12 protein-coding genes are annotated in these 13,551 nt (G+C 44.6%); 3 read left to right on the top strand and 9 right to left on the bottom strand.

The genetic code is table 11. The features are described 5' to 3' along the window. Positions 1-199: 199 nt before the first annotated feature. The 7 genes from rpoE to C6Y03_RS05380 form a co-directional block, all read right to left on the bottom strand. On the bottom strand, positions 200-742 hold the full coding sequence (rpoE, locus tag C6Y03_RS05410; RefSeq protein ID WP_106038970.1) for a DNA-directed RNA polymerase subunit delta: 543 nt from the start codon (positions 740-742) through the stop codon (positions 200-202). A gap of 237 nt (positions 743-979) precedes the next feature. Continuing rightward, entirely contained in the window at positions 980-1,177 is a 198-nt protein-coding gene (locus C6Y03_RS05405) for a hypothetical protein (protein WP_034660309.1), read from the bottom strand. A 145-nt stretch (positions 1,178-1,322) separates the two neighbouring features. After that, positions 1,323-2,465, bottom strand: a complete 1,143-nt coding sequence (locus C6Y03_RS05400) for an acyl-CoA dehydrogenase (RefSeq protein ID WP_034660310.1) — start codon at positions 2,463-2,465, stop codon at positions 1,323-1,325. A gap of 16 nt (positions 2,466-2,481) precedes the next feature. After that, positions 2,482-3,594: an acyl-CoA dehydrogenase family protein gene (locus C6Y03_RS05395; RefSeq protein ID WP_106038969.1), complete on the bottom strand. Its 1,113-nt coding sequence runs from the start codon at positions 3,592-3,594 to the stop codon at positions 2,482-2,484. Positions 3,595-3,605: 11 nt separating this feature from the next. After that, entirely contained in the window at positions 3,606-4,469 is an 864-nt protein-coding gene (locus tag C6Y03_RS05390; protein ID WP_106038968.1) for a 3-hydroxybutyryl-CoA dehydrogenase, read from the bottom strand. Between the two features lie 19 nt (positions 4,470-4,488). After that, positions 4,489-5,664, bottom strand: coding sequence for an acetyl-CoA C-acetyltransferase (locus tag C6Y03_RS05385; RefSeq protein WP_106038967.1), 1,176 nt, complete (start codon positions 5,662-5,664; stop codon positions 4,489-4,491). A 102-nt stretch (positions 5,665-5,766) separates the two neighbouring features. Beyond that, entirely contained in the window at positions 5,767-7,878 is a 2,112-nt protein-coding gene (locus tag C6Y03_RS05380) for a (Fe-S)-binding protein (protein ID WP_066031609.1), read from the bottom strand. 143 nt (positions 7,879-8,021) lie between these two features. Between C6Y03_RS05380 and cls the strand changes: the two genes are divergently transcribed. The 3 genes from cls (at position 8,022) to C6Y03_RS05365 (ending at position 10,521) form a co-directional block, all read left to right on the top strand. After that, positions 8,022-9,218: a cardiolipin synthase gene (gene cls / locus C6Y03_RS05375; RefSeq protein ID WP_060597500.1), complete on the top strand. Its 1,197-nt coding sequence runs from the start codon at positions 8,022-8,024 to the stop codon at positions 9,216-9,218. 12 nt (positions 9,219-9,230) lie between these two features. Beyond that, positions 9,231-10,193 (top strand): UV DNA damage repair endonuclease UvsE, encoded by a 963-nt coding sequence (gene uvsE / locus C6Y03_RS05370; protein WP_106038966.1) that lies wholly within the window; start codon positions 9,231-9,233, stop codon positions 10,191-10,193. A 73-nt stretch (positions 10,194-10,266) separates the two neighbouring features. Beyond that, positions 10,267-10,521: a general stress protein gene (locus tag C6Y03_RS05365; RefSeq protein WP_095285673.1), complete on the top strand. Its 255-nt coding sequence runs from the start codon at positions 10,267-10,269 to the stop codon at positions 10,519-10,521. Positions 10,522-10,550: 29 nt separating this feature from the next. Here C6Y03_RS05365 and C6Y03_RS05360 read toward each other — a convergent pair whose 3' ends face one another. Both C6Y03_RS05360 and C6Y03_RS05350 read right to left on the bottom strand, forming a co-directional pair. Further along, positions 10,551-11,549, bottom strand: a complete 999-nt coding sequence (locus C6Y03_RS05360) for a S66 family peptidase (RefSeq protein WP_066031605.1) — start codon at positions 11,547-11,549, stop codon at positions 10,551-10,553. Positions 11,550-11,825: 276 nt separating this feature from the next. Beyond that, positions 11,826-13,541, bottom strand: a complete 1,716-nt coding sequence (locus C6Y03_RS05350; protein WP_106039023.1) for an ABC transporter ATP-binding protein — start codon at positions 13,539-13,541, stop codon at positions 11,826-11,828. Between the last annotated feature and the right edge of the window lie 10 nt (positions 13,542-13,551).

The raw sequence follows: 13,551 nt of genomic DNA, 5'->3' as shown, positions 1-13,551 counted from the left end.
CATGCACAGCTTCATCCTTTTTAGAGTGTATCCCTAAATCTCTTGAAAAATAAGAAAGCTCCCTTTCAAATAAATGAAAGGGAGCGTAAATGAACGTATCTTTACGTACTCTTTTTAGAGAGCCCAAAATACATACTACATAGTTCGCTCTCGAAAGTCAAGACGGTTTTGTCCTGTTTTGAGGACCGGTTTGTGAGGGTTATTTTTCTTTCTTATTATCGTCTAAATCGTCTTCGTCAATTTCTGTTAAGCCGTCATCATCTTCGTCGTCATCGTCTTCGTCGAAGTCTTCTATATCTTCGTCAATTTCCTCATCATCGTCTAGGTCGAGATCATCGTCGTCTTCAACAAGATCAAGGTCTTCTTCAAGCTCTTCGATTTCTTCTTCCTCTTCAATTTCATCGAAGTCTTCTTCAACGACAGCTGCTTTTGTTTTTTTCTTTTTCGCTTTTGTTTTCACAGCTGGCTGAACTTCTTCTTCGATTTGATCAACTGGATACCAGCTGCGAAGTCCCCATCTCTGATCACCTAACGAAATAAAGCGGCCATCTATATTTAAGTCTGTATAAAATTGAGCAAGTCGATCATCAAGATCAGATTTTTGTATCCCTTGTAAACGGACCATTTCATCTATTAACTCGGAAAACGTAATCGGTGTTTTGCTGTCTCTGAAAATTTCATATGCAAGTTCAACTAAAGACATGTGCTTGAGCTGCTCCTGTGAGTATTCTTTCAAACTCAAGGTCAGACACTCCCTTTCTATTACATGTATGTATCCATTTATCAGTGAAATAATAAGTGTTTATACCTTATTTTTACGACAAACCATACCTCTCATTATAAACAAATTAGAGGAGTTTATGCCACCTTTAATCATGTTAATTTTTGATTTTTTCTCATGGGGCGCACCATCTGCGTGAAATTGGTCTGGCTTTTGTGTACGGTATGCTTTTTGTCTTTTAGTTTGTTCATCTCTATTTTAAAACTGGATTCTCTGAATGAATAAGATAACGATAGCAATCGTACATACCATTCCCGCAGGCATGAGGACAAATAGTTTTCTGCGGCTGTTTTCTTTTTCTTCCTTCTTTTTTGGAGACTTTGAAAGCTCTGTGGAGACCATAATCCATATGATCATCGTGACTAATCCTAAAATACCCATAAATGTTGTGTTCATCATGATAACCTCCATATTGATACTTTTGCACATTTTATCATATTGATAAGGTGGCATGGGACAATATTGGAAATGATTTCACATTTAAGAACTGATTATCGCACCAAAACAGACCACCTCACGTCAGGTGGTCTTTGCTTGGTTTCTACATATCTAGCAGTTTGCGCGAGATGACTAGGCGCTGGATTTCTTGTGTGCCTTCATAAATTTGAGTGATTTTCGCATCTCGCATGTATCGTTCGACTGGGTAATCCTTTGTATAACCGTAGCCGCCGAAGATTTGAACGGCTTCTGTTGTTACTTTCATGGCTGTATCTCCAGCAAAGAGCTTTGACATAGCTGATTCCTTTCCATACGGAAACCCTTTCGTTTCAAGCCATGCTGCCTGATAAGTAAGCAGCCTGGAGGCTTCAATTGCAGTTGCCATATCTGCCAGCTTAAAAGCGATCCCTTGCTGCTGTATGATTGGTTTGCCAAATTGCTTGCGCTCCTTCGCATAATGGACCGCCGCATCAAGAGCGCCTTGTGCAATCCCAACAGCCTGAGCAGCAATACCGTTTCTACCGCCATCGAGCGTCATCATGGCTATTTTGAATCCTTCTCCTTCTTGTCCGAGCCGGTTCCTTTCATGAATCCGGCAATCTTCAAATCGAATTTCAGTCGTTGGCGATGAGCGGATGCCCAGTTTGCTTTCCTTTTTGCCAACCGAGAACCCGGGGGTCTCTTTTTCTACAATAAAGGCGGTTGTATTTCGAGATGCAGCTTCTTGGTCTGTCACGGCAAACACAATATAATAATCCGCAATGCCGCCATTTGTAATAAAGATTTTCGCACCGTTCAGGACGTATTCACTGCCTGCCTTTACTGCCGTTGTCTTCATTCCACCGGCATCTGAACCTGAACCGCTCTCAGTGAGTGCGTATGCCCCTACCTTCTGTCCTTCTGCAAGCGGCTTTAAATAGGTCTCCTTTTGTTCATCTGTTCCGAAAGTATAGATGGGCCACGAGGCGAGAGAGGTGTGAGCGGAGAGGGTGACGCCTGTAGAGGCGCACACTCTTGAAAGCTCCTCAACTGCGATGACGTAGGCTAAATAGTCACTGCCGATCCCGCCTACCTCTTCCGGCCAAGGGATACCCGTTAAACCGAGCTCCGCCATCTGGCGAAAAATAGCTGGATCATACGTTTCTGTCTCGTCCCGCTCTGCTGCTGTTGGCTCTACTTCATTTTTCGCAAAATCTCTCACCATTTTTCGGATCATTTCATGTTCATCACTTAATTGAAACTGCATCATGAGCCACCTCGTTTCATATTAGCTGTTTACAAATGACCAGCCTTTGAATTTCACTTGTTCCTTCGTAGATTTCACAAACTTTCGCATCACGAAAGTAACGTTCTGTTTGATAGCGATTCGTATAACCATCCATGCCGAGCAAATGGATCACTTCTGTACTGATCTCAACTGCCGTTTTTGACGCAAATAGCTTTGCCATTGATGCTTCCTTTGTGACCGGACGATTCGCCTCTTTATAAGAAGCCGCTTGATAGACCAGCAGCTTGGCTGCTTCAAGCTTCGCCGCCAAATCACCCAGCCGAATGGTCGTTTCTAGACCTGCTGGGTGCTGCTTTAAATACGTCACTGCCTCCGCTAATGCGGCTTCTGCTATACCAAGGCTTTGAGCCGAGATACCGATTCTCCCCGCATTTAAACTAGACATGGCTATGTGAAAGCCCTCTCCTTCTGCACCGAGCAGCTGCTGCTTTGGAATCCGCACACCATCAAAATGAAGCGTTACTGTTTTTGACCCGTGCAGTCCCATCTTTTTCTCATCTTTTCCGATCGTAAATCCTGGTGTATCTTTTTCGACAATGAACGCCGATATATTTTTTTTCGCAGAGGCAGGGTCTGTCACTGCAAAGACAAGATACAGTTCTGCTTCCCCGCCGCTTGTAATAAACATTTTCGTACCATTTAACACATAGTGGTCGCCTGCCCGCTCCGCTCTTAACTGAATACTGGAGGCATCTGAGCCAGCCTTGGGTTCAGTCAGGCAAAATGCCCCCAGTTTCTGCCCGGATGCAAGCAGCGGAACATAGGATTTTTTTTGCTCATTCGTTCCAAAAGCCAAAATAGGCATCGTCACAACAGATGTATGAACGGACACAATGACACCGATAGTCGCACTCACTTTGGATAATTCATGAATCGCAATGATATATGTTGTAAAATCTGCTCCTAAGCCTTGATACGAAGCTGGTATTGGAATCCCTAGAAAGCCTTGGCGTCCCATTTCAGCTAAAAGTGTTCTTGGGAACTGACCTTGTTCCATGGCTTCCACTTCAGGGAATACACGCTGTCTTGCAAATTCTGCTGCCTGTTCTCTCCAGAGACGCTGTTGATCCGTAAGCAAAACATCCATCTTGACTCCCCCTATGAGTGGTCGTGGTATGTGTAAAAACCTCTCATTGTCTTTTTGCCCAGCCAGCCTGCATTTACGTATTTTTTCAAAAGAGGACAAGGTCGGTATTTGCTATCCCCAAGTCCTTCATGAAGGGTATTCATAATAAATAAACATGTATCTAGTCCGATGAAATCAGCGAGACGAAGCGGCCCCATTGGGTGATTCATTCCAAGCGTCATGACCCCGTCAATGCTTTCTGCATCTGCCACGCCTTCATAAAGGGTGTAAATGGCTTCATTGATCATTGGCATCAATATGCGATTTGATACAAACCCTGGGAAGTCTTCCACTTCAATTGGGGTTTTGTTTAATGTCTTTGCTGTTTCATAAACGATTTGATACGTGTCGTCACTTGTTTGCAGCGCTCGAATGACCTCAACCAGTTTCATGACAGGCACCGGGTTCATAAAATGCATGCCAATCACTTGCTCCGGTCTCCCCGTAACAGCTGCTAATTCTGTGATTGACAAGGAAGATGTGTTTGTTGCAAATATCGTCTTCGCCTCTGCAAATTGATCAAGTGTTTCAAAGATTTGTTTCTTCACACTCATTTGTTCAGATGCAGCTTCAATCACTAAATGAGCCTGCTGCACGTCCTTTAAATCTGTGGAAACGGCAAGCCGCTGCGTAATATCTCGGACTGCCTGATGGGCCAGCTTTCCTTTTTCTGCTCGTTTCGTCAGTTGTTTGGTCATGGAGGAAATGGCTCGATGAATCTGCTTTTCAGATGCATCATGCAGCAGGACTGTGTAGCCTGACTGAGCAAAAACTTGGGCAATGCCTGATCCCATTTGACCTGCTCCAACGACCATGACGGTCTCTTCTGTACTCATGACGATGAACGCCTCCCTTTTAATCTACCTTTATCATGATGGCATCTCCTTGACCGCCTCCACTGCAAATCGCCGCGATACCAATGCCTCCGCCTCTTTGTCTCAATGCATGAACCAAAGTCAATATGATACGTGTTCCGCTTGCCCCAATGGGATGACCAAGCGCAACTGCACCACCGTTGATATTCATTTTCCGCCGATCCAGCCCGGTTATTTTTTCACATGCCAGAGCCACAGCTGAGAAGGCTTCATTGATTTCAAATAGATCGATATCCTCTAGACGCTTGCCTGTTTTCTGTAAAATTCTCTCGATGGCAAAGGCTGGTGTTTTCGGAAAATCCTTTGCCTCTACGGCTACCTGCGTATGCCCAAGCACGACTGCCATTGGCTTTACGTCATGCTGCTCCGCATATGTGTCTTTCATTAAAAGAAGCGCACTTGCTCCATCATTGACACCTGGTGCATTTCCAGCGGTAATGGTACCCGTTTGATCAAAAACAGGCATGAGCTTTGACAGTCGTTCATATGACGTATCACGCCGCGGGGATTCATCTTCTGTGATCAGCCGCTCTCCCGTTTTCGTCTTGACGGTGACTGGGGTGATTTCCTGTTGAAAAAAGCCGTTTTTCTGCGCTTCGATGGCCCGTTCATGACTTCTTAGTGCCCAAAGGTCTTGCTCTTCCCGCGTGATACCAAGCTCCTTTGCAGCCATGCTCCCATACTCACCCATATGAACGCCTGTGAACGAACAGGTTAATCCATCTAAAATCATCGCATCTTGTACCGCACCATCTCCCATTTTGTAGCCCCATCGCGCTTTTTTTAGCAAATAAGGGGCGTGTGACATGGATTCCATACCGCCCGCTACGATGACCTCAGCATCTCCAGCTCGAATGATTTGATCTGCTGTGCTCACACTGCGCATTCCTGATGCACAGACTTTATTGATAGTTTGCGTCGGAACGGACCACGGAAGGTCAGCATATCTTGCTGCTTGCCTTGAAGGAATCTGACCTTGTCCTCCCTGCAAAACACTTCCCATGATGACCTCATCCACATGATGCGAACTCGGCACTCTTTCCAGCGCAGCTTTGATCGCTATTCCGCCTAGTTCTGCGGCAGTCAACCCACTGAAAGCACCGCCTAGTTTTCCAAATGGTGTTCTTGCTCCAGATACAATGACCGTCTTACTCATGTATGTCCCCTCCCGTTTGTTACCGCTTACATATTATCTAGGCAGCTGATGTACAGCGCCATGTATAAGCCGATGAATATCCTATTCATCGGCCTGTTTTGTTTACGAAACCTGCTTTCCAGCCTCACCAAACACTGATTTTTCAAGAAGTTCTGCGACATCAAATGTGCCTACCTGCTCCTCTACTTCCTTCGCCTTCGTGCCATCTCCCAGCATGGTGAGGCAATAAGGGCATCCTGAGCTGATGATGGACGGCTGCACCTGTAACGCCTGCTCCGTTCGGGCAGTGTTAATCCGGGTACCTGTCTCTTCTTCCATCCACATTAAGCCCCCGCCTGCACCGCAGCACATACCGGTTTCACGATGACGCTCCATTTCTCTCAGCGTCACACCAGGGATGGCTTTTAAAATGTCTCTCGGCGGATCATACACTTCGTTATATCTGCCTAGGTAGCAAGAGTCGTGGAAGGTAATCACTTCGTTCACTTCATGTACAGGCGTTATTTTCCCTTCTTTCACTAGCTCTGCCAGTAATTCTGTATGATGGTACACTTCTGCCTCAAGTCCGAAGTCTGGATACTCATTTTTAAATAAATTGTAGGCGTGCGGATCAATTGTCACAATCTTTGTGACCCCGTTTTTCTGGAATTCTTCAATATTTTTTGCAGCAAGCTCTTGGAATAAAAATTCGTTTCCAAGTCTTCTTGGTGTATCGCCTGAGTTTTTCTCTTTATTGCCTAGGATGGCAAAGGAGACCCCTGCTTCGTTGAGGAGCTTTGCAAAGGCAAGCGCAATTTTTTGGCTTCGATTGTCATATGCCCCCATTGAACCAACCCAGAATAAATAATCGAAGGTTTGATCTGCTTTTTTCAGCTCTTTTACTGTCGGCACATGCACATCTTCTCTCAGTTCACGCCAATTTTCTCTTTCTTTCCGGTTCAATCCCCACGGGTTCCCTTGGCGCTCAATGCTTGTCATGGCACGCTGTGCATCTGCATCCATTTTCCCTTCGGTCAGCACAAGATATCTGCGCATATCAATAATCTTGTCGACGTGTTCATTCATGACAGGGCATTGGTCTTCACAGTTTCGGCACGTCGTACATGCCCAAATTTCTTCTTCTGTAATGACCTCACCAATGAGAGAAGGATGATACATTGAGCTGGCCGCCGATTCCTCTGCACCTGCTCCTCTCGCCTGCAGCGCCAGCTGATTTCCTGTTGTCTGCCTGAAGGCAAGCTGCGGGACCCATGGTGTCTTCGATGTAATGGCGGCCCCTTTATTTGTTAAATGATCTCTTAACCTTAAAATCAAATCCATTGGAGACAGCATCTTCCCTGTTCCTGTTGCCGGGCACATATTTGTGCATCGCCCGCATTCCACACAGGCGTAAAGGTCGATCAGCTGTGACTGACGGAAGTCTTCAATTTTTCCCACACCGAAGGTCTCTTGTGTCTCATCTTCAAAATCAATTTTTTGCAGCTTGCCTGGCGGGTCTAATCTGCTGGCAAATACATTCACCGGTCCTGCAATGAGGTGAGCGTGCTTTGACTGCGGGACATATACTAAGAATGTCAGCAAAATAAGGAGATGCACCCACCATGCGACATAAAAAACGACCGTTGCTGCAAGAGGTGAAATTCCGCCCAGCAAGAAAGCAATACTGGAGGCGATTGGCTCAGTTGGTGATAGAGAGTGTCCATGCCAAATGATGTTCATCCCGTTCCCCAGTAAGACTGTCAGCATCAAGCCGCCAATAAATAAAAGCACTAGACCTGATTTAAAGCCTCGTTTTAAACGGACAAGCTTCTCCACATACCTTCTATGGAATGCCCAAACAACGGCTACTAAAATGAGAAGTGTGACCACCTCTTGGAAAAAGGTAAAGAAGCCGTAAAGCGGACCTAAAGGGAGTCCGCTGCCCGGAACGAGTCCCTTCATAATAAAATCAAGGGCTCCGAACTGTACAAGGATAAATCCGTAGAAAAACAGCACATGAATGATGCCGCTCTTCTTGTCCTTTAACAGCTTCTTTTGCCCAAACACATTGACCCAAACACGCTCTAAGCGTTTCTTCATGTCTTGTTGAAATTCTTCTTTTTTACCAAGACGAATATACGCCGCTCGTGTTCGAATGAGATAAATAAACAAATACACAGCGTAAGCGGTCACCGCCGCAAATGCGATCAAGTTCATTATTAAAAGGCTATTCATCTTGCTCCCCCTTTCATTCCCCAAAAACCACTTTGTTCCGTTTCTATGTTGTACCTCTATCATAAATAATGAATGAGCATTCAGTCAATATTTTTTACACGATTGGGTACACTATTGAAATATGCAAAAAAGGAGGAAGCTTCATGATCGCATTGATCATCCTACTCGTACTCATTGCCATCGTTTTTCTCGTGATGGTAGACCTTTATATGGGAAAGAAATATTTTTCTACCCGCGCTTTTGAACGGTCTTTTGACAAAACAAGCGGTGATGCAGCTTTTTATCATGATGGCGAACCATTTTTTGATCAGCTGCTCGCGGATATTCAACAGGCCTCTTCTTCTATTCATATGATGTTCTTTATTGTAAAGAACGACAAGATTGGCCAAAGGGTCTTACAAGCACTGAAAGCCAAAGCGGAACAAGGGGTTTCAGTCTTTTTGCTGACCGATCGACTAGGGTCCTATCCGTTTGATCAAAAGTCCATTGATATGCTAGAAAAAAGCGGCATCCAATTTTACTTTTTAAATAAGCCTCGTTTCCCTTTTTTGATTTATCGGTTAAACATGAGAAATCATCGTAAAATTACGGTGATTGATGGAAAGATTGGCTATATTGGCGGGTTTAATATTGGCGATGAATATGTTGGAAAAAATGGCCAGTTTGGCATTTGGAAAGATTATCATTTGCGCATGACAGGGCAAGTTGTCGCAGATCTCCAGCATGTGTTTTTGAATGATTTATACCGGTCATCTGGCATTCATCAGCTGCAATATGAGGTTTTTCCTGCTTTGGAACCGGGAACACTACAATGCACAACACGCGCGACTGCTGGTTTTTCTTTAGAAGCTTTGTTTCTCAAAGATATTCAGCAGGCGAGAAAGCAGATCATCATCTGTACGCCTTACTTTATTCCATCTGCCCCTCTTCTGAGTGCACTGCTTGATGCACGAGAGCGAGGTGTCACGGTTGAAATCATCATCCCAATGAAAGCGGATCATCCACTTGTCAAAGAGGCTGGATTTCATTATTTGAAGGACCTCATTGCCTCTGGCTGCCTTGTGTATCGTTTTTATAAAGGATTTTATCATGCGAAAGCCATTCTAATTGACCAGAGACGCTGTATGATTAGCACGGCAAATTTTGATAAACGCAGCTTGTTTCTAAATGAGGAAGTAGACGTCGCCATTGATGATGCCGACTTTACTGCACACGTAGAGGAAAAAATTCGGGAGCACATGGAAGTGTCTGAGCTTATGACAGAGGAGAAAATGACCCAGCGTCCGCTTTTGTCACGTCCGCTGGAATGGGTTGGCGCCATGTTCTCGTACTTTTTATAAAGGAGATGACCTATGCGTTATCGATTTGGTTATGTATCCAATGCCGTCACCTTGTGGGAAGCTTCTCCTGCCAAGTCGCTGACCTTTGCAAGATACAGTAAGCTCTCAAAGGAAGAGAGAGAAGAGGCTTTATTGCGAACAACGAAAGCCAATCTCGTGAATACATTAAGAACGCTCTATTTCGCCATTGCCCATGATATCCCGCTTTACCGTTTTTCAAGTTCGATCGTCCCGCTCGCGACCCATCCCGATGTGCGCTGGGACTTTGTGACACCTTTTCAAAAGGAGTTTCTTGAAATTGGCGAGTTGGTGAAACGGCATGGGCTACGTGTGAGCTTTCACCCTAATCAATTTACCTTGTTTACTAGCCCAAAGCCTTCAATCACAGAAAATGCCGTGATCGATATGACGTACCATTATCAAATGCTTGAAGCGATGAAGCTCGAAAAGGAAGGCTATATGAACATTCATGTGGGCGGTGCGTACGGTGATAAAGAATCGGCGCTTCAACGTTTTGATGACAATATCAAAAAGCTTCCGGCGCATATCAAGGCGAGAATGACGCTTGAGAATGATGACAAAACGTATACGTCGTTAGAAACCCTTGGTGTATGTGAAAAGCACGGTATTCCATTTGTTTTTGATTACCATCATCACGTGGCCAATAAAGATGACGATGCCGCGCTTGAAGACATCCTGCCAAGAATGTTCGACACTTGGACGAGCACTGGCATTCCGCCTAAAATCCATCTATCCTCACCTAAATCAGAAAAAGCCATACGCAGTCATGCAGATGGTGTAGATATGTCCTTTGTCTTACCGCTTTTTCATGCTTTAAAACCGTATGGGCGTGATGTAGATTTTATGATTGAGGCGAAGTTAAAGGATCAGGCACTGCTCCGACTTGTCGAAGAGCTGTCTGCGATAAGAGGCAACAAGCGAACAGGCGGAGGAACCATTGAGTGGAAATCATAGAGAAAGGTTTATCCCTATGCAAACAAGGGTAACAAAGCTATTGTGAGAAAGTTATTAACAGGAGGATATGAAGATGTCTCAAATCTATTCAATCCAAATCGCTGCGAAAGCATTGAATTTACATAAGCTTATTTCTCTTTATCAAAAATGCCACCAGGCTCAACATCGTCTATATGTGTATTCTAAAAAAACAATGTGCAACATCAAGAACATCGTAGAGCTTGAAACCTTCAGGCTCACTCATTTAGAGTCTGACTACTTAATTGTCGTAGAGGGAAAAAAAGCGCAAGATCTCTTGCAGCCATTTGAAAAAGAGCAGGTTTCATAAAAAAGAGCAGCCCTCAGGCCGCTCTTTTGTTATATCCACTCTTTTGTCAACCAAACTTGTTTTGAAGCTGCATCCATTTTCACTTGTGCCCCGATTGGCATCGTAAGCATCGGGTGTGTATGGGCACAGTCAAAATCTGCGATGAGCGGTCTCTTTGTCTCTCCAAGCACCTCAAGTAAAATCTCGTAAGGTTCTTTTCCCGTTCCCTCATCATCAAACAGCTCATGTTTTCCCAAAAGAATACCTGATACCCGCTCAAACACTCCATTTACTTTCAATAAAGAGAAGTTTTTTTCTACAACCGAAGCGGTTTTCATGCAATCTTCAATAAGGAGGACGTCTCCGTTTTGAATGGCTGGCATGAACTCACTTCCCCATATGCCGTACATGGCATTCAGATTCCCGCCGATCAATCTACCTTCTGCCTGTCCCTCTATGACGCACAGCCAATCGTTTGGACGCTGCTTTTTATCACGCGTCTTTTCTTCCCAATTGATTCGTTCATCCGTCCAAAAAGGTGGTTTTTTGACCTGATAAGGAATGGTTTGAGGCTGCATCAGGATGTCTTCGAACGACTGATATGTATAAGCGACGAACGGTTCAAACTCTCCAAAAGATGGGACAAGCGCCGGTCCGTAGAATACAGGCAGTCCCGTTTTTTCGTAGGCTGCTAAAAGAATCGCTGTCGCATCTGAATAACCGATCATGATTTTCGGATGTTGATTCAGCAGCTCAAAATCAAGATAAGGCAGCAAACTATTTGAATTTGTCCCGCCAATCATTGACATGACACAAGCCAAGTCCTCTCTAGCCATTAGCTCATTCAGCTCATCGGCTCGTTCTTGAATTGTACCTGAACGGTAGTGATCCTCTTTCCCTGTTAATGATCCTGGTACCACAATGAATCCTTTTTGCTCAAGCCACTTCTTCGCCCGCTGATACCTAAGAGGCGAGGTCGCTGATGCAGGACTTGAAGGTGAAAAAATACCGATCTTATCTCCCTTTTGTAATCGCCGAAGCCCCTTCATTCCATCAGATCCTTCCTACACGAGTTTTTTCTATCCTAACAAAAAAAGCCCTTTATCAAAAGGGCTTTCAGATTTTTGACAAAGGGCTATAATGATCTTTATTTTAGTCCTTTATCTTTTTTCAGCGTGATAGAAAACCTTTGCAGTCTAGGAAGGACGAGCACTGGAGCGAAGCGAACTGAACATTCGTGAGCACCAGAGCGCAGGACTGACAACGAATGCGAGGGTTTGTCTACACGCTGAAAGCCCCTTATCAAAAGGGCTTTCTCTTTCTTCTTAATGACCAAACTGCGCTTCGTGCAGTCTGCTGTATACGCCGCCCATTTGGATTAAGTCTTGGTGGCGGCCTTGTTCTTGAATGCCTTCCTCTGTCACGACGATGATACGGTCGGCGTGTTTAATTGTCGCAAGGCGGTGGGCAATGACGAGTGTTGTCCGTCCGACAGCCAGTTCGCTCAATGCATCCTGTATGGCTTTTTCTGTTTCTGTATCAAGTGCTGATGTGGCTTCATCTAGAATGAGAATGGACGGGTTTTTCAGGAACATCCGCGCAATCGACAGACGCTGCTTTTGACCACCTGACAGTTTGACGCCGCGCTCACCTATCACGGTATTTAACCCTTCTGGGAAACGCTGAACGAGTTCCTCTAAATGCGCACTTCTTACAGCCTCCCAAATCTCTGCATCACTGGCTTCTAGGTTGCCGTACGCAATGTTTTCACGAATGGTGCCCGAGAATAAAAAGACATCCTGCTGCACAATACCGATCTGCTGCCTTAAAGAAGACAATGTCATAGACTTTGTGCTTACACCATCAATCGTGATCTCCCCTTCATCCACATCATAAAAACGAGGCAGTAGACTGCAAATGGTTGATTTCCCCGCTCCTGAAGGCCCGACAAACGCAACCGTTTCTCCTTGTTTGATCTTTAAATCGATATCCTTTAGCACATGGCTGTGTTCATCGTAGCCAAATGTCACGTTTCGATATTCAATTTCACCTTTCAGTCCGTATACATCACGTGCTCCCTCTGTATCCTTCACATCCGGCTCTGTTTCTAGTAAATCGACATAGCTTTTAAAGCCCGCAATGCCTTTTGGATACATTTCAATGACCGTGTTGATTTTATCAATCGGTCTAAATAAAACATTTGTGATCAGAACAAACGCGATAAAGCCACCTGCTGTTAATTGGCCTTGCAGGACAAACCATGTACCTGCGAGAAGGACAAACAGTGTCACAAGACGTGTGAGAATGTAACTGATCGATCCATTGACCGACATAATTTTATAAGAAAGAAGCTTCGCCTTCCGAAACCGGTTGTTGTTTTCAGCAAAACGTTTTTTCTCGAAATGTTCATTGGCAAAGGCTTGAACAAGACGAATGCCGCCGATATTGTTTTCAACCCTTGCATGAAAGTCTCCAATGTCATTGTTCAGCTGTGTAATCGCATGCGTCATTTTCTTATTAAAATGAAGGGCAAGCCAGATGATGACAGGCATGATCAGGAAGGTTAAAATAGCCAGCTGCCAGTTAATCATCAGCATGACAGCAAAGGCACCAAGAATTGTCATAATGGCTATAAACAAATCTTCAGGACCGTGATGTGCCACTTCTCCAATGTACATGAGGTCGTTTGTCATCCGTGACATGAGCTTACCCGTTTTGTTGTTATCAAAGAATTTAAAGGATAGGCGCTGAAAGTGATCAAACAGCTTCTTCCTCATATCTGTTTCAATATTAATTCCAAGCATATGCCCCCAGTACGACACAATAAATTGCATAACCGAGCTGAGTGCATAAATGACAAACAGCGCAAGTGCGGTCCAGCCAATGACCGCCCAGTTCCCTGTTGGCAATAATGTATCAATGAAGTAGTTCACGATAAGCGGGAAACCCAGTTCCATCAATCCAACGGCGACAGCGCAAAAGAAATCTAAAAAGAACAGACCTCGATAGGGCCTGTAATAGGCGAAAAAGCGTTTTAGCATATGTAAAAGA

This window comes from Bacillus sp. LNXM65 (assembly GCF_002998575.1).
In the GTDB taxonomy this organism is placed as follows: Bacteria; Bacillota; Bacilli; order Bacillales; family Bacillaceae; genus Bacillus.
This window is presented reverse-complemented; position numbering and strand designations above follow the sequence as displayed.

Excerpts from the sequence above, each read along its gene's own strand:
- C6Y03_RS05405 (WP_034660309.1), bottom strand. The coding sequence starts at position 1,177 with ATGAACACAACATTTATGGGTATTTTAGGATTAGTCACGATGATCATA.
- C6Y03_RS05400 (WP_034660310.1), bottom strand. The coding sequence starts at position 2,465 with ATGCAGTTTCAATTAAGTGATGAACATGAAATGATCCGAAAAATGGTG.
- C6Y03_RS05395 (WP_106038969.1), bottom strand. The coding sequence starts at position 3,594 with ATGGATGTTTTGCTTACGGATCAACAGCGTCTCTGGAGAGAACAGGCA.
- C6Y03_RS05390 (WP_106038968.1), bottom strand. The coding sequence starts at position 4,469 with ATGAGTACAGAAGAGACCGTCATGGTCGTTGGAGCAGGTCAAATGGGA.
- C6Y03_RS05385 (WP_106038967.1), bottom strand. The coding sequence starts at position 5,664 with ATGAGTAAGACGGTCATTGTATCTGGAGCAAGAACACCATTTGGAAAA.
- C6Y03_RS05380 (WP_066031609.1), bottom strand. The coding sequence starts at position 7,878 with ATGAATAGCCTTTTAATAATGAACTTGATCGCATTTGCGGCGGTGACC.
- cls (WP_060597500.1), top strand. The coding sequence starts at position 8,022 with ATGATCGCATTGATCATCCTACTCGTACTCATTGCCATCGTTTTTCTC.
- uvsE (WP_106038966.1), top strand. The coding sequence starts at position 9,231 with ATGCGTTATCGATTTGGTTATGTATCCAATGCCGTCACCTTGTGGGAA.
- C6Y03_RS05365 (WP_095285673.1), top strand. The coding sequence starts at position 10,267 with ATGTCTCAAATCTATTCAATCCAAATCGCTGCGAAAGCATTGAATTTA.
- C6Y03_RS05360 (WP_066031605.1), bottom strand. The coding sequence starts at position 11,549 with ATGAAGGGGCTTCGGCGATTACAAAAGGGAGATAAGATCGGTATTTTT.
- C6Y03_RS05350 (WP_106039023.1), bottom strand. The coding sequence starts at position 13,541 with ATGCTAAAACGCTTTTTCGCCTATTACAGGCCCTATCGAGGTCTGTTC.